Here is a 19,340-nt window from a genome sequence, read left to right as displayed (position 1 = left end):
AGGCGATGGGACAGCGCTTCGTTCTGCGGGGCCGCACCGCCCTCGTCACGGGAGCGGCGAGCGGGATCGGCGCGGCCTTGAGCCTCGCGCTGGCCGCGCGCGGCTGCGCCCTGGCGCTCGCCGACCGGGACGCAGAAGGCCTCGCCCGGACGGCGCAGGCCGCCCGCGCCGCCGGTGTCGCGGTGAGCGAACACGTGCTCGACCTGACCGACCGCGCGGCGCTGCTGGCCCTGCCGGAGGCGGTCCGGGCCCGTCACGGCGGGCTGCAGCTTCTCGTCAACAATGCCGGGGTGGCGCTCGGCGGGCGGTTCGAGGAGACCGACCCAGCCGATATCGACTGGCTGATGGACGTGAACCTGCACGCGGTGATGCGGCTGACCCATGCCTGCCTGCCGCTGCTGCGAGCCGAGCCCCAGGCGCAGATCGTCAACCTGTCGAGCCTGTTCGGCATCATTGCGCCGGCGGGGCAGGCGGCCTACGCGGCGAGCAAGTTCGCCGTGCGCGGCTTCACCGAGGCCCTGCGCCACGAATGCGAGGGGACCGGGCTCGGCGTTACCCTGGTGCATCCGGGCGGCGTCGCCACTGCCATCGCCCGCAACGCCCGCACGCCCCGCGCCAAGGATCCGCGCGAGGCCGCCGCGGGGCTCGCCGCCTTCGAGCGCCTGCTGATCCTGCGCCCGGAAACCGCGGCCGCGGCGATCCTGCGCGGGATCGAGACGCGGGCGCCCCGCGTGCTGATCGGCTCCGATGCCCGCCGCGCCGTGCTGATCCAGCGCCTGATGCCGGTGCGCTACTGGTCGCTGATCCGCCGCGCCCTTCGAGATACGTGAATTCGAGACGAACGAGTATGGCGAGCCTGCGCGCCCACATCTACGATCTCGCCATCCGCCTCGCGGTGAAGCGGCGGATCGGCCGGACTCTCGACGTCTACGCGATCCGCCGCGCCTTCGAGGGCGCCCGGTTCCCGGCGCCTGCCGGCGTCGCCTTCACGCCCGGCGTGGTCGGCGGCGTGCCCGGCGAGTGGGCGCAGGCCGAAGCGGCGGGCGGCGAGCGCCCCACCCTGCTCTACCTCCACGGCGGCGGCTTCATCGCCTGCTCGGCGCAGGTCTACCGTCCGGTCACCGGGCATTTCGCCAGGGCCGGCTTCCGGGTGTTCACCCCGGATTACCGGTTGGCGCCGGAGCACCCCTTCCCCGCCGCCGTCGAGGATTGCGCGGCCGTCTGGGCCGCGCTCGCGCCGGCCGGACCGGCAGTCGTGGCCGGGGATTCCGCGGGCGGCACCCTGGCGCTGACCACGATCATCGAGGCGCGCCGCCTCGGCCTGCACCCGCCCGCGGCCGCCGCCCTGTTCTCGCCGGCCACCGACCTGATCGGCCGCAGCGCCTCGTTCCGCACGAATGGACGGCGCGACGCGATGTTCCGCCCGGAATCTCTGATGCGGCTCGTGCCGGCCTACCTCGCCGGGGCCGATCCCGCCGACCCGCGCGCCTCGCCGATCGAGGCCGACTTTTCCGGCTTCCCGCCGCTCCTGATCCATGTCGGCGCCCGCGAGATCCTGCGCGACGATTCCTTGCGGCTCGCCGAGAAGGCGCGGGAAGCGGGCGTGCCGGTCGAACTCACCGTCTTCCCCGTGGTGGCGCATGCTTGGCAACTCGCCGAGAGCTTCCTGCCCGAGGCGCGCCGCTCCCTCGACGGGGCGGCAGCCTTCCTGCACCGTGCCCTCCGGGTGGACGCCCAGTCCGAGAAGGGGTCCGCCGCATGAGCGAGGCGCCCCTCGACTTTGTCATCGTCGGCGCCGGCTTCTCCGGGCTCGCCATGGCGATCCGCGCGCGGCAGGCCGGGTTCGACCGCCTCGTCGTGCTGGAAAAGGCCGCGGGCGTCGGCGGGACGTGGCGGGAGAACACCTATCCGGGGGCGGCCTGCGACGTGCCCTCGCAACTCTACTCCCTTTCCTTTGCCCCGAAATCCGACTGGAGCCGCCTGTTCGCGCCCCAGCCCGAGATTCAGAGCTATCTGGAGGGGCTCGTCGCCGCGCACGGCCTCGCGCCGCTCCTGCGGCTGGAGACCCGCGTCGAGCGCGCCGTCTTCGATGCGGCCGCGGGCCTGTGGCGGGTCGAGACCGACCGGGGCGACGTCTGCGCCCGCGTGCTGGTGGGCGCGATGGGCGCCCTGCACCACCCGGCCCTGCCCCGCCTGCCCGGCCTGGACAGCTTCGCCGGCACCGCCTTCCACTCCGCGGCCTGGGACCATGCCTGCGACCTGCGGGGCAAGCGCGTCGGCGTCATCGGCACGGGGGCGAGCGCGGTGCAGTTCGTGCCGGAAATCGTCGACCAGGTCGCCCACCTCACGCAGTTCCAGCGCTCGGCCCCCTGGATCCTGCCCCGCGGCGACCGCCCGGTCGGAGGCGGGCGCCGACGCCTGATGCGGCTCGCGCCCCTGCGCCGGCTCTACCGCGCCTCGCTGTTCTGGCGCCGGGAGGCCGCGGCGCTTCTCGGCTTCACCCGCGTCTCGACCATCACTGCACTCGCCGAAGCGGGAGCACGCCGGCACCTCGCCGCTTCGATCGCCGACCCGGACCTGCGCGAGCGGCTTACGCCCGATTACCGCCTCGGGTGCAAGCGTGTGCTCCTCTCCGACGACTATTACCCGGCCCTGGCCCGGCCCCATGCGAGCCTTGTCACCGCCCCGATCCGCGCGGTGCTGCCCCACGGCGTCGTCACCGCGGACGGAACCGAGCATCCGCTCGACGTGCTGATCTTCGCCACCGGCTTCTCTCCCGGCGGCAGCCTCCTGCGCACCGAGGTGATCGGGCGCGATGGCCTCAGCCTGCTCCAGGCCTGGAAGGGCGGGGCGGACGCCTTCCACGGGGTTTCGGTCGCGGGCTTTCCGAACTTCTTCCTGCTGCTCGGCCCCAATACCGGGCTCGGGCACAACTCGGTGCTCCTGATGGTCGAGGCCCAGGTCGCCCATGTCCTCGACGCGCTGGAGCGGCTGCGGGACCATCCCGGCGGCGTGCTGGAGGTGCGGCCCGAGGCGCAAGCGCGCTTCCGCGCCGAGGTCGATGCCCGGATGGAGGGCAGCATCTGGACCGAAGGCGGCTGCGGCAGCTGGTATCTCGACCGATCGGGGCGCAACCGCACGCTCTGGCCCGGCACCGTGAGTGATTACGTGCGCGGCACCGAGCGGATGCGGGCGGAGGATTACAGCCTCTTCGATCCACATCGGTCTGCGGATATCGGGCAACGCCCCTCTGCGGCATCAGCCCCAGGCTGAGCGCTTTCCGTCATCGCGAGGCGGAGCCGAAGCGATCCAGGACGCAACCACTCCGGATGAGGCGGCGGCCTGGATCGCTTCGCTGGCGCTCGCGATGACGGTGGCGCGGTGGCAAGCCTTACGCCGCCCGGTCCTGCTTGCGCTCGACCTCAAGCCTTATGCCCCGGCCGGCCAGACGGATCTCAGCGAGAAAGGCCAGGATCGCCAGGATGGTGCAGGCAAGCGCGAGGCCGAAGCAGGCGAGCAGAACCGAGGCCGCGGAGGCGTCCCTGAGCGCGCCGACGAACAGGGTCAGCACGGCCGCCCCCGTCATCACGCCGCCGAGGCTCGCCAGCACCACGGCGCCGTCGAGCAGGAGTGAGCGGCGGCGCAGGTAGGCGAGGCGCAGGGCCAGCGTCGCCCGCGCCTCCGCGTTCGCGCCGGGCAGGCTGGCCGAGAGCGCATCGACCTTGTCGGCGACGCGGCCCAGCCGGGTCGAGAACACGTTGAGCAGGGTCGCCAGCGCCGAGAGCAGGAAGGCGGGGGCGAGCGCCACCTGAATGATGTGGGCGATGCTCTCGGGGTCGGCCGCCTCGAAACCGGTCGGGAACATGCGGTCCGGCCCGTCTCAGCTGTTGCGGGCGCGGCGCCGCTCGCGAAAGATCAGGGCGAGGTTGCGCAGGTAGATGACGGTCGAGAGGCCCTGGCCGATGATGATCACCGGCTCCCGGCGCACGAAGCCGTAGACCAGGGTCATCAGCCCGCCGAGGATCGACAGGAACCAGAACGAGAGCGGCATCACGCTCTTGCCCGCCCGCTCGCTGGCGATCCATTGCAGGATGAAGCGCGAGCCGAACACGAGCTGCGCCCCGATGCCGAACACCAGCCAGAAATCGAAGCGGGTGACGAACACGTCGTAGAAATAGGCCGGGAGGTCCTCGGCGAGCTGGATCAGCATGGGGTCACCGGGTCTCGCTGTGCGGCAGGTCCTCGGGCACATCCTCGGCCCGCGGGGCCGGGCGCCGCCGCCGGATCAGCCACCACACCCCGGCCAGATCGAGGATGCCGACCCAGAGCCGGTCGAACATCCCGTAATTCGAGCGGCCGGTGAAGCGCGGCCGGTCCACCACGTCGCGGTGGACCACCCCGAACCCCTCGCGGGTGACGAGCGCCGGCATGAAGCGGTGGAGCGCGTCGAAATAGGGCAGCGCGAGGTAGACCTCGCGACGGAACACCTTGAGGCCGCAGCCGGTGTCGCGGGTGGCGTCCTTCAGGATCTTTCCGCGCACGCCGTTGGCGATCTTCGACTGGAATTGCTTCCAGGCCCCTTTTCGGCCGATCCGCTGACCCTGGGCGAGGCCGATGCTCGCGCCGCCCTGTTCGAGGGCGGCGAAGAGCACGGGGATGAAGGAGGGGTCGTTCTGGCCATCGCCGTCGAGGGTGGCAATGACGGGCGCACGGGCGCGCAGCACGCCGCTGCGCACCGCCCCGCTCTGGCCGCCGCTGCGGTCGTGGCGCACGACTCGGAGCCAGGGATGCTTGCCCCGCAGCCCCTGGAGCGTGGCCAGGGTCTCGTCCGTTGAGCCGTCATCGACGTAGATGACCTCGAACGGCGCAAGGTTGTGGCAGGCATGGCCGATCTCGGCCACCAGCGCCTCGATGTTGCCGGCCTCGTTCTTCACCGGCACCACCACGCTGAGGCGCGGCTCGGGATCGTTCGTCATGCTCATGGTGTGGCGCCCGGCAGCGCGGCGTAGGCGGAGACCCCGACCGGCTTGCCGCCGTTGATGTTGAAGCCCGTGACCCGGCCGGCGGGGCTCAGCGGGAGCCCGCCTTCCGCGGCGGCGAATTCGGCTGCGAACCGGTCCTCGACCAGCACGAGGCGGCAGCCGCCCTCTCGCAGGAAGGCGGCGGCCTCCGCGCCGGAATTCAGCATGGCCAGATCCGTGCCGATGGTGAAGACGAGGCTCGGCTCGCGGAGCCCCAGGCTCGCCACGCGCGGAGCCTCGCAGGGCAGGGCGTCGCGGATCGCGGCGAGACGCGGCGAGACCTTGAGACTCTGCAGCACCGGTTGGGTCAGGCCGAAGACGGCGGCCGACAGCACCACCGAGGCGGCGATGCCGAGGGCCAGAGCGCCCTCCCCGGCCCGTTGCCCCGCTCTTTGCCGGCCGCCTTGCGCGAAGACGGCCCAGGCGAGCGCCGCCAGGGCGCAGGCGGCGAGGAGCAGCGGCAGGGCGGCGAGCGGCAGCACGTGATCGAGGCGCCATGCGGCGAGGCTCAGGCCCAGCGTCAGCCCAACCGGGATCAGCACGACGAGACCCGCCACCCAGCGCGCGCCCGGACGGCGCGGGTCGAGCGCGCCGCGCGACAGCGCCAGCACGGTGAGGATCGCCACCGCCGGCATCAGCGGCAGGACGTAGTGCGGCAGCTTGGTCGGCACCGCCTCGAAGATCAGCCACATCGGCACGATCCAGGCCAGCAGCAGCGCCACTGCCTCCTCGCCCCGCCGCGCCCAAGCGAAGGGGATCGCCAGGGCGGCGAAGGCCGCGCCCGGCCAGAAGGTGGCGAAGAAGGCGAGTGCGTAGGCGCCAGGCGGGCCCCAATGCTTCTCGGCACCGGAGCCGACCTTGCCGAGCATGTCGCGCCCCACCGCCTCGCCGAAGAAGGCGCCGCCGCTCTTCCAGGCGATCGCCAGGAACCAGGGCGCCACCACGACCAGCGTGATGAGGAGCCCCAGCCGCGGCCGGAGGTCGAGGAGCCAGCGGGCGGAGCCCTCGCGTAAGGAGAGGACGAGGGCGGCGAGGCCGGCAAACAGCGGCACCATCGGCCCCTTCACGAGCACGCCGAGGGCGATCCCGAGCCAGAAGACGAGCGCCGTCCCGAGCGAGGCCGGACCGCGGCGGCGCTCCAGCTGGGCGCGGCCGAGCCAGGCGCGGGCGAGCGCGCCGAAGGCGGCGACCGAACAGGCGGTGAGCAGCGCGTCGGTCTTGGCCAGCCGCGCTTCGGCCGAGAGCATGATGCAGGCGGAAAACAGCGCCGCCGCCAGCAGCGCCCGGCGCCGGTCGAGCAGGGCGAGCGCCGCCCAGTAGGTCAGCAGGGTCGCCGCCAGCGCGCCGAGGAGGGAGGGGATGCGGTAGAGACCGATCTGCGTGCGCGCCCGCGGGACGCCGAGCGCCTCGCCGGCGGCCACAGCGGCGGCCTGTGCCCAGTAGATCCCGACCGGCTTCTTGTGGCGCGCCTCGGCCTGGAAGCGGATATCGACGAGGTCGCCCGTCTCCAGCATCTGCTTGGAGGCCTGGGCGAAGCGCGGCTCATCCCGGTCCATCGGCTGGAGCGAGGCGAAGCCCGGCAGGAAACTCGCGAGCCCGATGAGCAGAAGCAGAAGGCAGGCCCGGAGATGGCTCGCCGCCCCGAAGGACAGTACCCGATCCACGCGGTTCAGGAGGCCGGCCAGCAAGGCGGCCGGCGGCCGGATCCCCTCCGCCCGCGCCGACGCGGCCGGCGCGACGCCGAGATCGATCATGGGCGGCATCCGCCCCATCTCGCGCCCCATCTCGGTGCGGTCCGGCTCGGGTGGGGAGGAACGGGCATCGGCGGCTCGGGCGCGGATGAAAAAGGCCGGAGGACGGCCCGCGCCCCGGCCGGGCGCCGTGTCGATGATCCGCTTCGGATTGTCAAATGCGAGGGCCTGACGCGCCGCGGCGGCGGGCTCGCCCGCGAAAAGCAACGCAACCATGCACCGGGTGGGTAGCCGGACCGGGAGGGCGTCCCTATATCCCACTCATGGCAAACAACAGCGCAAATCCCTACACCCTCGAAATCGAAGCCTGCGAGCGCCCCGCTGGGCACTTCACCTGGGCCATCCGCCGGAACGGCAAGCTGTTTCAGCGCGCCGATCGGGTGCAGACCACGGAAGAGGCTGCCGAGCGCAGCGGGCTCGCCGCCCTGGAGAAGCTCCTCAGCGGCCGGGAGCGTTGATCGGCCCTTTTCGGCCGCTCTCGCCCTCCCCCTCTCGAACCTGATCCGACAAGGCTCCCGGGCATCTGCCCGCGGGGCCTTTTCTCTGTGGTTTCGCCTGTTCTCTGTCGTTTCGCCTGCGCAGCTCGGATAATCTCCTTCGAACAGGGAGGCGAGACCGATGACGCGTGCGACGATCTACGATCGGGATCTCGATCGAAACCCCGCCAATTATCAGCCGCTCACGCCGCTGACCTATCTCGACCGCGCCGCCCGCACCTTCCCGGATCAGGTCGCGGTGATTCACGGATCCCTGCGTCGTCCTTACGCCGAGCTCTACGCCCGCTGCCGCCGCCTCGCCGCGGCCCTGGCGGCACGCGGCATCGGCCGCGGCGACACCGTCGCCGTGCTGCTGGCCAACACGCCGGCGATGATCGAGTGCCACTACGGCGTGCCGATGACGGGGGCGGTGCTCAACACCCTCAACACGCGCCTCGACGCGGCGGCGCTCGCCTTCTGTCTCGACCACGGCGAGGCCAAGGTGTTCATCGTCGATCGCGAATTCGCGCGGATCGGCCGCGAGGCGCTCGACCGGGCCGGGGTCTCGCCCCTCGTCATCGACTACGACGATCCGGAATTCACCGGCGAGGGCGCGCCCCTCGGCGAGACCGGCTACGAGGCGCTCCTGGCCGAGGGCGATCCCGATTACGACTGGGCGATGCCGGGCGACGAGTGGGACGCGATCTCGCTGAATTACACCTCCGGCACCACGGGCGACCCGAAGGGCGTGGTCTATCACCACCGCGGCGCGGCCCTGCTCTCGCTCGGCAACGTCATCACCGCCGGGCTGCCGCAGCACGCGGTCTATCTCTGGACCTTGCCGATGTTTCACTGCAACGGCTGGTGCTTCCCGTGGACGCTCTCGATCGTGGCCGGCACCCATGTCTGCCTGCGCCAGGTGCGGGCGCCCGCGATGTACGCGGCGCTGGCCGAGCACGGCGTCACCCACCTGTCGGGCGCGCCGATCGTGATGTCGACGCTGCTCAACGCCCCCGACGCGCAGAAGCGTCCCCTCCCCCAGCGCGTCCACTTCCTCACCGCCGCCGCGCCGCCGCCCGAGGCGGTCCTCGCCGCCATGGGCGAGGCCGGCTTCGACGTCACCCACCTCTACGGCCTGACCGAGACCTACGGCCCGGCGGTCGTGAATGCGTGGCACGAGGATTGGGACGCGCTGGCCCCCGATGAGCGGGCGAAGAAGAAGGCGCGCCAAGGCGTGCGCTACCCCGTTCTGGAAGGGCTCGACGTGCGCGATCCCGAGACGATGGAGTCGCTGCCCGCCGACGGGACGAGCCTCGGCGAGGTGATGTTCCGCGGCAATGTGGTGATGCGCGGCTATCTGAAGAACCCGGCCTCGACGCAGGCCGCCTTCGCGGGCGGCTGGTTCCGCTCCGGCGATCTCGGGGTGAAGCATCCCGACGGCTACATTCAGTTGAAGGACCGTTCGAAGGACATCATCATCTCCGGCGGCGAGAACATCTCCTCGATCGAGGTCGAGGACGCGCTGTTCAAGCACCCCTCCGTCGCCGCCGCCGCCGTGGTGGCCAAGCCCGACGCGAAGTGGGGCGAGACCCCTTGCGCCTTCATCGAGCTGAAGGAGGGCCGGGAGGCGACCTCCGAGGAGTTGGTCGCGTGGTGCCGCGAGCGGCTCGCGCCCTACAAGTTGCCGCGCCACATCGTGTTCGGCGAGTTGCCGAAGACCTCGACGGGCAAGGTGCAGAAGTTCGTCTTGAGGGAGAAGGCGCGGGAGGAGTGATACGGCGTTCGCTTGATCGCTTCGATGCCGCTTTCCGTCATCCCGGGGCCGCACAGGGGAATCCGGAATCCATAGGAGCCGGCCGGCTTACCCCACCCCCAATTGCTGCGCGGCGCTCATGATCGCCGTCATGCGGTAGGGCTTCATCACCAGCACGCTCTCGCTCACCTGCCGGGGCTGCTCGCTGCTGTAGCCGGTCACGTAGATCACCGGCAGGGCCGGATGGAGCAGGCGGGCGCGTTCGGCGAGGTCCCAGCCGTCGAGTTGGCCCGGCAGGCGGATGTCGGTGAAGAGGAGATCGACCCGCTCGGCCCCCTGGAGCAGGCCATAGGCCTCCTCCGCGGTGCCCGCGCTGAGCACGGCAAAGCCGGCATCCTCGAACTCCATGGTCACGGCGTTGAGCAGCATCTCTTCGTCCTCGACGACGAGCACCGTCCGCTTGTCGATCATCCCTCGCCTCTCCCTCCCTCTCGCTGCCGTGACGGCCACCGCACCCCGTCGCGACGATGCTCTATTCCCTTGTTCGCGCATCGTCTTTTCCCGAAAGCCGGCGGCCACCTTTCGGGACGATGCTACAGCCCCTCGTTCGCGCATCGCCTTTTCCCGAAAACCGGCGGGCGCCTTTCAGGACGATGTTCTAGCCCGCGGCCACCACCGGTGGCATCAGCGGCGCGAAATCGGACTCGGCGCCCGGTGCTGGCCGCGTCGGTGCCGGACGGTTCGCAACCGACCCCTGTGCCGGGAAGGACAGGCGCACCGTCGTGCCGGGCCGGTCGCCGCGCACGAAGGTGGCGTTGCCGCCCGATTGCTGCGCGAAGCCGAACACCTGGCTGAGCCCCAGGCCCGTCCCCTGCCCCACCGGCTTCGTGGTGAAGAACGGCTCGAAGGCGTGGGCCTCGACCTCCGGCGTCATCCCGGTTCCGGTGTCTGACACTTCCACCGCAAGCCCCTCGCCCCCCGGCAGCAGCCGGGTGGCCAGCGTCAGGGTCCCACCCTCCGGCATCGCGTCGCGGGCGTTGACCGCGAGGTTGAGGATCGCGTTCTCGAACTGGTTGGGATCGACGTTCACCCGCGGCAGGTTCGGGGCGAGATCGGTCTCGAGCCGGATCCGCGAGCCGATCGTGCCGCCCAGGAACTCGGCGAAGGAGGCGATCTGGGCGTTGACGTCGGTGCTCACCGGCGAGAGCGGCTGGCGGCGGGCGAAGGCCAGCAGCTTGTGCGTCATCGTCGCCGCCCGCTCGGCGCCCTTCATCGCATCGCCCAGGCGCTTGCGCAGGGGACTCTCCTCGGGCAGGCCGCGCTCGACCCGGTCGAGGTTGAGCAGCACCACGTTGAGCAGGTTGTTGAAGTCGTGGGCCACGCCGCCGGTGAGCTGGCCGATCGCCTCCATCTTCTGGCTCTGGCGCAGCGCTTCCTCGGCGCGCTGGCGCTCGGCATTGGCGGCTTCCAAGGCGGCGAGCGCCGCGTCGCGCTCCCGGATGCGCGCCTCCAGCGCCTCGTTGGCCTGCCGGAGCTGAGTGGGAGACGGCAGCGTCAGCGCCTTCGGCATCAGGACCCAGAGCGCCACCGACGTGCCGATGGAGGCCAAGCCCGTCAGGAGCTTGACCGCAGCCTCCAGCCCGTAATCCGGCACCCAGAGCGTCCAGATTGCCATGAGATGCGTCGCGCCGCAGGCGGTGATGAACACCGCGAACGACCAGAAGATCCAGCCGAACACCACGTCCCGGCGGTGGGACACGAAGTAAGCCAGGCCGACGGGAATCGAGAAATAGGCGAAGGCGATCAGGCTGTCGGAGACGACGTGCGTCCAGATCAGCTCCGGGCGCCAGAGCAGACAGATGCCGTGGGGCGAAAGATTCTCGACCTCCCACAGCCGCCGCAGAAGTTCGAGCATCGCTTCGGCCCCGGCTCACCTGCACGCGATCCTACAGACCGCGCGCTCACATGCTCAACAGGAATCGGGTCCTCCGGCCAAGGCCGCCTCCCTGCCTGCAATTCTCTACGCGAGACGCCCTCGGCCCTCAAACGTTAAGCCTTGCTTAACCCTATTCATTCATCAAACGGGGTGGTTTTCGAGGGCGGGCGCGAGTGTCGGCGCAACGGGCTATCACGCAAGCTGAGGCGTCGCCGCGGGCCTTGCAGGACGCTCTGCAAGGGGCCCTGCAACGCGCCTTGCAGGGCGCTTTGCAAGAGGCCGCGCAAGGGGCCGCGCAGCAGGCTTCGAAGGATGCGTCCGACAGGCCCGCGGGCTTGGCGACGGACGCGGCCCCCGACGAGGCTCCGCCTCGGGTACAGGCCGCCGCGCCGCAGAGGCGTGTCAGCCTCGGCAGCCTGCTGACCGCCACGGCCCGGCGCCATCCCGACCGGATCGCGGTCGTCGATCCTGCCGACAAGCCGGATTGGAGCGACCGGCCTGCCATCACCTGGACCTACGCCGCCGCCGCCGAGATCGTCGAGCGCCTCGCCCGCGGCCTGCGCAGTTGGCGCCTGCCGCCGGGAAGCCGCATCGGCCTGTGCCTGCCGGGCTCGGCCGAGAGCGCGCTGGCGATCCTCGCCGTCGAGGCCGCCGGCCACGTCGCCTGCCTCCTGCCGGTCTCCTGGGACGAGGAGCGCCTGCTCGCCGCGGCGCAGAACGTGGCGCTGAGCGCGGTTCTGACCCAGGCCCGGCTCGGCTCCGCCGCACCCGCGCAACGCCTCTGCAATGTCGCCGCGCGCTATTTCGGCCTGCGCTACCTCGCTGCCTTCGGCCCCGACGTGCCGGACGGGGTGATCAACCTTGACCGGTTCGTTCTCGACGGCCCCGCCGGAGAGCCCACCGGACCGGCGCCCGAATCCGCCGGCCTCATCAGCTTCGTCGGAGGCGATCCCGAGCGGCCGGTCTACCGCAGCGGCGAATCGGTGGTGGCGGCCGCCGCCGCGCATCTCGTGGCGATGCGGGTCGCCCCCGCCGAGCGCATCCTCAGTCTGATCGCCCCGCACGACCTGCGCGGCCTCGCCACCGGGCTCGCCGCCGCCCTCGTGGCGGGCGCGAGCCTGGAAACGCTGCCGCTCTTCGACGGGGCAGCCTTCGCGGCGGCCCTGCGCCGGCCGGGGCCGACCCATCTGGTCGCTCCCGCCTTCCTCGAAAAGAACCTCGCCGGCCGCGACATGCCGGCGGATCTGCGCTCGGTCGCCCTAGTGCACCGGGCACCGACCCGCCTCCCCGGCCGCAGTCGCGCCGTGGGCCTGCCGCAGAGCCTGCGGCTCGACACGGTGGTCGATACGATCGTCTTCGACGAGACGGCACTGCTCTCCGGACGGCGCGGGACGGCGGGCGATCTCTCTCTCGTGCTCGGCAAGCCGGAGCGCCTCGCCCTCCCCGCCACGCTGATGGCGCTGCGGCACGAGCCGGACGGGCGCCTCGCCTTCCGCGGTCAAGCCTGCACCGTGAAGGCGCTGCAACGCGGCAATCCGCCGGACGCGCCGGACGGCGCTTGGCGGGAGACATCCTACGCGCCGGTGCTGTTCGCGGGCCTCGCGACCGCGATCGAGGCGGTCGAGACGTCTGAATCCGCCGATCTACCGGAGAATTTTGCGTCCGCGTAGTCCGGCCCGCCAACTGCGGCGCGCGCGGCATCCACGTCTTTATCGCGGCGAAGAAAAGATCAGCAATATCAACGAATAACCGCGAGAGCCACACACCGCGCCGCGCCTCGTCACGGCCTGTGCAGTGCAGTTCATCAGACCTTCAGCCAGACGATTCCATGTTGAATTGATCTGCATGGCCGGCGAACCAATCGTGGCCGTGCGGGTTATCCGGGGTGCCTCTTCACACGAGGCGCGACATGGGGTAACGCTGAAGCTTATGGGTGCGCTGCAACAAGTGCTCGTCGTAGACGATGGCCGCCGGGCCGTCGATCGCTCTCTTGCCGCCGACCTTGCCGGGCTCGGTTACGCGAGCGTGACCGCTTCGATCGAGGCGGCCGACGATGTTCTCGCCGTGATCGCTCGCCCCGCGGCGATCGTTCTCCAGCTCTCTTCCAGCCCGAACCCGCAGATTGCCGCCCTGGCCAACCGCCTGCGTGAGCAGATGCGCGTCGGCGGAATCCCGGTGATCGAGATGGACGACGCAGGTCCCCGCGCCGGCGCACCCGTCGATTTGAAGAGCCGAATCGGACCCTACGTGCTTAATGAGCCGGAGCTTTAGGGCTTTCCCTTAACGGGACAATGACGGGCGGGCCGAGGGGCCCGCCTTTTTCATTGGCGCGAGGGCGAGCGGGGCCCCGTGTCTCTCACAAAACGCCCGCGGCGCTATCCTCGCCGGAGGGAGAGCGGTCGGTGACCGAGGATCTTGTGAGGGGCCTACGCCGCCGCGACGATCTCGCTCTCACGGACGGCGCGTTCCGCCGAGCCCGAGCGGATCCGGTAGGATGGCTCCCCCGTCGGATCGTCGGGCATCAGACGGACGATCTCGCTGACCGCGGCGAAACCCAGTCGCTCGTCGAGAGGCGAGGATTGAGCGCGGCGAACGCGCTGGCCGAGCTTGAACTTGTGCATCATCGGTATCTCCTCGACGCGAGAGCTTCGCCCTGGATATCGGATCCAGGACCAGGCTCTCGGCCTTTGTTTTTGCACCATCTTTTTCCGAAAGCCGGCGATTCCCTTCCGGGATGATGCTCTTTCCGCCGGAGCGTCGAAGACGGCTTCGGGCGGAGGCGAGCCCCATCGGAGCAACGAACGAGCGCCGATCGTGGCCTGAGGCGGGGATCGAAATCGGCTCCGGCGCCGTGCCGAGGCAGGTTCCGCGCGCCGGACGGGTCCGGCTCGCGGCCACGGCTGCCGACAGGCGGTCAGCGCCGCAGTTTGATCTTGGCTTTGCGGGCGGCGTAGCGGGCGTCCCGCTCCTCTTTCTGCTTGGCCTGAGCGAGACGGGCGCGCTCGGCGGCTGCCTCGATCTCGGCAGCCTTGCGCGCAGCCTCCGCCTCGCGCTCCGCGGCGGCGATGGCGGCCAGCCGCTCGGCTTCGAGGCGCCGCTGCAGCTCACGCTCCTGAACCCGCTCTTCGCGAGCGGCGGCGATCGCGCGGCGCTCGGCGCCGCGCGCCACGACGGCCGGATCGTCCTGGGAGGGGCGGGCGCGAAAGCGGGCGAGCATGGCCTCCCGTGCGGAGGCGGAATCCTGGCGACGGTCGTCGAAGGAGTTTTGTTTGCTGAAGCTCACAGAGTGTCCTTGATCGTGCCGGGCTCGAGGAGCGAACCGCGGCCTAAAAAGCGCAAAGCCGCTCCGGACCGGAGCGGCTTCGACATGTCGGGTTCAGGCGCGGATTACGCGACCTGGAGCTGTCCCGCCGACTGCTTGCCGGAACGGCGGTCGGTTTCCATCTCGTAGGAGACCCGCTGGCCCTCGGTGAGGCCGCGCAGGCCGGCGCGCTCGACGGCGGAGATGTGGACGAAAACGTCCTTCGAGCCGTCCTCAGGCTGGATGAAGCCGAAGCCCTTCTGCTCGTTGAACCACTTGACGGTGCCGGTGCTCATAGAATGTCCTTGTCTCCGCAGGATACAGCTAGCGAGCCTCTGCGCCCTGCGGCACCGAGGCTGTGTCGTTCGACCGATAACGAAGGAAAATGAGAACCGCCCTGCGGAGGCGTTACGGCCCAGAAAATCCGGCCTCGCATCGATGAGAACTTATATGCAATTGGAATGGAGCTTTATCAAGGCGGTATTTTATTTTTCGTAGCGCAATAATTGTTGGCAGATCGCTTGAAACGACCTGCCTGCACCCGCGATTCTTCAATGCGTGGCGCGTGTTGAGGCGAAGATCTCCCTCGCCCCACCACGTCTTCACGCCGCCTTCGTCGCCCGCTTGGCGATGGTCACGAGGCCGCGCATGATCTGCGTCGTCTCCTTCAGGCGCTTGGGCACGGTGTCGAGTTCGCGGATGAACACGACGCTCATGTCGGGACGGACCTTGGCGAAGGAGCCCTGCTCCACGACCATGGCGGCGAGCCCCTGCGGGTTGGCGAAGGACTTTTCGCGGAAGTGGACCACGACGCCCTTCGGCCCGGCCTCGACTTTCTCGACATTGGCCTCGCGGCACAGGATCTTGATGGTCACGATCTTCAGGAGCTGCTCCACCTCCGGCGGGAGGGGCCCGAAGCGGTCGATCAGCTCGGCCCCAAAACTCTCCATCTCGGCGTCGTTCTCCAGCGTGGAGAGGCGGCGGTAGAGACCGAGTCGGACGGTGAGATCCTCGACGTAATCCTCCGGGATCGTCACGGGCGCGCCGAGCGCGATGGTCGGCGACCACGCCTCCTCCACCGGCTCCTCGATCCCGGCCTTGAGCGCGGTGACGGCGTCCTCTAGCATCTGCTGGTAGAGTTCGTAGCCCACTTCCTTGATGTGGCCGGACTGGGCGTCGCCAAGCAAATTGCCGGCACCGCGGATGTCGAGGTCGTGGGAGGCGAGCTGGAAGCCGGCGCCGAGCGTGTCGAGGCTCTGGAGCACCTTGAGCCGCTGCTCGGCCTGGGTGGTGAGCTGACGGTTGGCCGGCGTCGTGAACAGAGCATAGGCCCGCGCCTTGGAGCGTCCGACGCGCCCGCGGAGCTGGTAGAGCGCGGCCAGCCCGAACATGTCGGCCCGGTGCACGATCAGCGTGTTCGCGGTCGGGATGTCGAGGCCGGATTCGACGATGGTGGTCGAGAGCAGCACGTCGTACTTGCCCTCGTAGAACGCGGTCATCACGTCCTCGAGCTGGCCCGCTGCCATCTGGCCATGGGCGACCGCCACCGTCACCTCCGGCATCTCCTGATCTAGGAAGCGCTTGACCTCCGCCAGATCCTCGATGCGCGGCACCACGTAGAAGGCCTGTCCGCCACGGTAGCGCTCGCGCAGCAGTGCCTCGCGGATCAGAAGGGGATCGAACGGCGTCACGAAGGTGCGCACGGCCAGCCGATCCACCGGCGGCGTGGCGATGATCGAGAGTTCGCGCACGCCCGTCATGGCGAGCTGCAGCGTGCGCGGGATCGGGGTGGCCGAGAGCGTCAGCACGTGGACGTCCGCCTGGAGCGCCTTCAGCCGCTCCTTGTGGGCGACGCCGAAATGCTGCTCCTCATCGACGATGATGAGGCCGAGATCCTTGAAGGCGACGTTCTTGGCCAGCAACGCGTGGGTACCGACGACGATGTCGACCTTGCCTTCGGCCAGCCCCGCGCGGGTCTGGCGCTGATCGCCGGCCGAGACGAAGCGCGAGAGCTGCGCCACGTTGATCGGCAGACCTTTGAAGCGCTCGGCGAAGGTACGGTAGTGCTGGCGCGCGAGCAGGGTGGTGGGTACGACCACCGCGACTTGCTTGCCCGAGATCGCCGAAGCGAAGGCCGCGCGGAGCGCCACCTCGGTCTTGCCGAAGCCGACATCGCCGCAGACGAGGCGGTCCATCGGACGCCCGGCATTGAGGTCGTCGAGCACCGCGTCGATGGCGTTGGCCTGATCCTCGGTCTCCTGGAAGGCGAAGCGCGCGGCGAACTCTTCGTAGAGCCCCTCCGGGGCCTTGAGGCTGGGAGCGGGCTTCACGAAGCGCGCGGCGGCCACCTTGATGAGTTCGCCCGCCATCTCGAGGATGCGGCGCTTCATCTTGGCCTTGCGGGCCTGCCACGCCCCGCCGCCGAGGCGGTCCAGCGCGACCTCGGAATCCTCCGAGCCGTAGCGGGTCAGAAGCTCGATATTCTCCACCGGCAAGAGCAGCAGGCCGCCGGCATATTGCAGTTCCAGGCAGTCGTGCGGCGCACCGGCCGCGGTGATGGTCTTGAGGCCAACGAAGCGGCCGATGCCGTGATCGGCATGGACCACGAGGTCGCCGGGCTGGAGCGCCTGCACTTCCAGGATGATGTCCTGGGGCCGTTTGGACTTGCGCTTTTGGCGCACCAGCCGGTCACCGAGGATGTCGCCCTCGGCCACCACCGCCAGCTTGTCGAGGGTGAAGCCCGCCTCCAGGCCCCAGACCGCGACCGCCACGTCGGTGCCGCGCTTGAGCGCGTTCACGGCCGTGAAGGTGTTGATCTCGATCGGTTTTTTCAGGCCGTGATCGGTCAGCACGCCGCAGAGCCGGTCGCGGGAACCGTCGGACCAGGATCCAAGGATCACGTGATGCCCGGATGCTTGGAGGTCGCGGATATGCGCCACCGCGGCGTCGAACACGCTGGCCGCCTCGTCGGCCCGCTCGGGCGCGAAGTTGCGGCCGGCCCTGGCACCGCAATCGATCACCGCCCGCTCATCCGAATCCGGCTGGGCGAAGGGGGTGAGCCGCGCCACCGTGCCGGCCTCGACCTTACCCTTCCACTCGTTAGGGGTGAGGTAGAGCGCGCGGGGCGGCAGCGGCTTGTAGGGCGCCACACCCGATTGCGGGTTCTTCAGCGCCGCCTCGCGGGCCTGGAAATAATCCTGGATCAGCGAGAGCCGCTCGGACGCCGCTTCCTCGACCTGCGGGTCGAACAGCATCGGCACGTCGCCGAGATAATCGAACAGGGTGTCGAGGCCGTCGTAGAACAACGGCATCCAGTGCTCGAGGCCGGCATAGCGCCGCCCCTCACTCACCGTCTCGTAGAGCCGGTCGTCGCGGGTCGCCGCGCCGAAGCTCGTGAGATAACCCTGGCGGAAGCGCCGAATCGTCTCGGTGGTGAGCTGCACCTCGCTCATCGGCACGAGGTCCAGGGAGCGGAGCGAGCCCACCGTGCGCTGCGTCTCGGGATCGAAGGCGCGGATCGATTCGAGGGTGTCGCCGAAGAAGTCGAGGCGGATCGGGTTCGGCAGGCCCGGCGGCGAGAGATCGAGGATGCCGCCGCGCACGGCGTACTCGCCGGTATCCCGCACCGTGCCGGTGCGCAGGAAGCCGTTGGCCTCGACCCAGGCCACCACCTTGTCCATCGGCACCACGTTGCCGATCGCCGCCGAGAAGGTCTCGACCGCAACCCGGGCGCGGGGCGGCACCCGCTGCACCAGGGCGTTCACCGTGGTGCAGAGGATGCGCGGCTTCTCTTCCGACGAGCGCGAGCGGGTCAGCCGCGAGAGCGCGGTCATGCGCTGCGCGGCGATCGCGGCATTGGGCGAGACGCGGTCGTAGGGCTGGCAGTCCCAGGCCGGAAAACTCATCGCCTCGATCTCGGGAGCGACGAATTTCAGCGCGTTCTGGAAGGCGTTGGAGCGCCCGGAATCCCGCGCGACGTGGACCAGCACCGCCGGCCCCTCGAAGGTGCCCGACAGCGCCCGGGCGAGGTCGGCGGCCACCAGCGCGTCGAAGCCGTCGGGCACGGAGGCCAGCGTCGGGCTGTCGCCACGCTTGATCGCATCGAGCGCCTTGGTCAGCGGCGCCGATTTCGGCAGGGCGAAGCGGGCAATCTGCGGCTTCGAGGCGGGAGCGGGCGGCTTGGGCTGGGGCTTGGCCATCGATTCTTGGATAAAGAGGCAGTGAAGAACCCTCCCCCTCTGCGGGGGAGGGTGCCGCGCGGATGCGAGGCGGGAGAGGTGGCGACCTGTCCGGAAAGGGCGCTCCCCTCGCCCGACCCGCTTCGCGGGTCACCCTCTCCCGCAGAGGGGAGAGGGATTTGGTGCCGCGTTCGATGAAGCCGGCCTGCGCCGACGAGTTCAGTTATGGATCGGTGCGTCGTGCCGATGGAACGCCTTGAGCCGGCGATAGACGGCGGTGTCGTAATTCTCCGGCGTCGCGTCCTCGCCGGTGAGCCAGCGGAACAGGTCACGGTCGGGCACCTCGATCAGCGCCTCGAACTGCGTCAGTTCCTCCTCGGACAACGCGCCGATCTCGGCATCGGCGAAGCGGCCCATGATCAGATCCATCTCGCGGATGCCGCGGTGCCACGCGCGAAACAGCGTGCGGCGGCGGCGCGGGTCGAGGTCGGCGCTGGTGCGGGTGGTGCCGGACATGGGCTGTCCCCTGGTAATCCTGAACCCGCATGTAGAGGGGCGTGCGGCCGTGGGCAAACGGCGTCAGCGTATGGGGCGCCCCATCGCCCGAACCTGCGGCGAAACGTAACTCGCATCGTGCGCGAAGGATCGTGCGTGAAGGGCAGCGGCGCGCCCGTGCTCTGGGCGTCGAGCACGCGGGCGATGTCCGGCTTGTGCAGGGCGCCGGCATGGATCACCGCCTCGAAGACCCGCGCGATCGGTCCGGTTTCGGCCACCGAGCCGACCACCTGCGGCTCGGGGCCCGGCGCCCTATCGAACCTCGTGACGGCGTGGCCCGCCGCGCGCCGTGGCGGCGCGAGGAACCGGCCGAGCCATCAGGAAGAGCCTGCCAGCAGGACGCGCATGGCCGCTTCCTCTGGCAATCCG

The 19,340-nt window shown here is 70.1% G+C and carries 18 protein-coding genes; 7 read left to right on the top strand and 11 right to left on the bottom strand.

Going from position 1 to position 19,340, the window contains the following annotated elements:
• Positions 1–5 precede the first annotated feature (5 nt).
• From LPC10_RS21300 to LPC10_RS21290, 3 genes are read left to right on the top strand one after another with little or no spacing between them, the layout of a single operon-like run.
• Positions 6–830, top strand: coding sequence for an SDR family oxidoreductase (locus tag LPC10_RS21300; protein ID WP_231344244.1), 825 nt, complete (start codon positions 6–8; stop codon positions 828–830).
• Between the two features lie 17 nt (positions 831–847).
• Positions 848–1,762, top strand: coding sequence for an alpha/beta hydrolase (locus LPC10_RS21295; protein ID WP_231344243.1), 915 nt, complete (start codon positions 848–850; stop codon positions 1,760–1,762).
• The gene (locus tag LPC10_RS21290) at positions 1,759–3,273 is read left to right on the top strand and encodes an NAD(P)/FAD-dependent oxidoreductase (protein ID WP_231344242.1); all 1,515 of its coding nucleotides are present in this window, start codon (positions 1,759–1,761) and stop codon (positions 3,271–3,273) included. The genes LPC10_RS21295 and LPC10_RS21290 overlap by 4 nt, the downstream gene beginning before the upstream one ends.
• A gap of 118 nt (positions 3,274–3,391) precedes the next feature.
• On the opposite strand, the gene LPC10_RS21285 is transcribed toward LPC10_RS21290, so the two are convergent.
• Genes LPC10_RS21285 through LPC10_RS21270 form a run of 4 tightly spaced genes read right to left on the bottom strand, consistent with a single transcriptional unit; the run spans position 3,392 to position 6,775 of the window.
• The gene (locus LPC10_RS21285) at positions 3,392–3,865 is read right to left on the bottom strand and encodes a DUF2721 domain-containing protein (protein WP_231344241.1); all 474 of its coding nucleotides are present in this window, start codon (positions 3,863–3,865) and stop codon (positions 3,392–3,394) included.
• A gap of 15 nt (positions 3,866–3,880) precedes the next feature.
• Positions 3,881–4,210, bottom strand: a complete 330-nt coding sequence (locus LPC10_RS21280) for a lipid-A-disaccharide synthase N-terminal domain-containing protein (RefSeq protein ID WP_108941875.1) — start codon at positions 4,208–4,210, stop codon at positions 3,881–3,883.
• A 4-nt stretch (positions 4,211–4,214) separates the two neighbouring features.
• Complete coding sequence (locus tag LPC10_RS21275; protein WP_231344240.1) at positions 4,215–4,982, bottom strand: glycosyltransferase family 2 protein; 768 nt, start codon at positions 4,980–4,982, stop codon at positions 4,215–4,217.
• Complete coding sequence (locus LPC10_RS21270; protein WP_231347112.1) at positions 4,979–6,775, bottom strand: glycosyltransferase family 39 protein; 1,797 nt, start codon at positions 6,773–6,775, stop codon at positions 4,979–4,981. Before LPC10_RS21270 ends, LPC10_RS21275 begins: the two co-directional genes overlap by 4 nt.
• 260 nt (positions 6,776–7,035) lie before the next feature.
• Here LPC10_RS21270 and LPC10_RS21265 point away from each other — a divergent pair, with 260 nt between their 5' ends.
• On the top strand, positions 7,036–7,230 hold the full coding sequence (locus LPC10_RS21265; protein WP_003599068.1) for a hypothetical protein: 195 nt from the start codon (positions 7,036–7,038) through the stop codon (positions 7,228–7,230).
• A gap of 160 nt (positions 7,231–7,390) precedes the next feature.
• Positions 7,391–9,022, top strand: a complete 1,632-nt coding sequence (locus LPC10_RS21260) for an acyl-CoA synthetase (protein WP_231344239.1) — start codon at positions 7,391–7,393, stop codon at positions 9,020–9,022.
• Between the two features lie 87 nt (positions 9,023–9,109).
• Here LPC10_RS21260 and LPC10_RS21255 read toward each other — a convergent pair whose 3' ends face one another.
• A complete protein-coding gene (locus tag LPC10_RS21255) occupies positions 9,110–9,472 on the bottom strand; it encodes a response regulator (protein WP_133089111.1) in 363 nt (120 codons plus the stop codon).
• Between the two features lie 187 nt (positions 9,473–9,659).
• Positions 9,660–10,916, bottom strand: a complete 1,257-nt coding sequence (locus LPC10_RS21250) for an ATP-binding protein (protein WP_231344238.1) — start codon at positions 10,914–10,916, stop codon at positions 9,660–9,662.
• A gap of 194 nt (positions 10,917–11,110) precedes the next feature.
• On the opposite strand from LPC10_RS21250, the gene LPC10_RS21245 reads away from it, so the two are divergent.
• Both LPC10_RS21245 and LPC10_RS21240 read left to right on the top strand, forming a co-directional pair.
• Positions 11,111–12,607, top strand: a complete 1,497-nt coding sequence (locus tag LPC10_RS21245) for an AMP-binding protein (RefSeq protein WP_370644590.1) — start codon at positions 11,111–11,113, stop codon at positions 12,605–12,607.
• Positions 12,608–12,866: 259 nt separating this feature from the next.
• Positions 12,867–13,208: a hypothetical protein gene (locus LPC10_RS21240; protein WP_108941870.1), complete on the top strand. Its 342-nt coding sequence runs from the start codon at positions 12,867–12,869 to the stop codon at positions 13,206–13,208.
• Positions 13,209–13,363: 155 nt separating this feature from the next.
• On the opposite strand, the gene LPC10_RS21235 is transcribed toward LPC10_RS21240, so the two are convergent.
• The 5 genes from LPC10_RS21235 to LPC10_RS21215 form a co-directional block, all read right to left on the bottom strand.
• Positions 13,364–13,561, bottom strand: a complete 198-nt coding sequence (locus tag LPC10_RS21235) for a hypothetical protein (protein ID WP_231344235.1) — start codon at positions 13,559–13,561, stop codon at positions 13,364–13,366.
• 290 nt (positions 13,562–13,851) lie between these two features.
• The gene (locus LPC10_RS21230) at positions 13,852–14,220 is read right to left on the bottom strand and encodes a DUF6481 family protein (RefSeq protein WP_231344234.1); all 369 of its coding nucleotides are present in this window, start codon (positions 14,218–14,220) and stop codon (positions 13,852–13,854) included.
• A 104-nt stretch (positions 14,221–14,324) separates the two neighbouring features.
• Entirely contained in the window at positions 14,325–14,534 is a 210-nt protein-coding gene (locus LPC10_RS21225; protein ID WP_108941867.1) for a cold-shock protein, read from the bottom strand.
• A gap of 306 nt (positions 14,535–14,840) precedes the next feature.
• A complete protein-coding gene (gene mfd / locus LPC10_RS21220; protein WP_231344233.1) occupies positions 14,841–18,437 on the bottom strand; it encodes a transcription-repair coupling factor in 3,597 nt (1,198 codons plus the stop codon).
• A gap of 198 nt (positions 18,438–18,635) precedes the next feature.
• The gene (locus LPC10_RS21215; protein WP_017483961.1) at positions 18,636–18,932 is read right to left on the bottom strand and encodes a succinate dehydrogenase assembly factor 2; all 297 of its coding nucleotides are present in this window, start codon (positions 18,930–18,932) and stop codon (positions 18,636–18,638) included.
• Between the last annotated feature and the right edge of the window lie 408 nt (positions 18,933–19,340).

The organism is Methylorubrum sp. B1-46 (genome assembly GCF_021117295.1).
Classification (GTDB): Bacteria; Pseudomonadota; Alphaproteobacteria; order Rhizobiales; family Beijerinckiaceae; genus Methylobacterium.
Note: the sequence above shows the minus strand (reverse complement) of the source record. Positions and strands in the feature narration are given on the sequence as shown.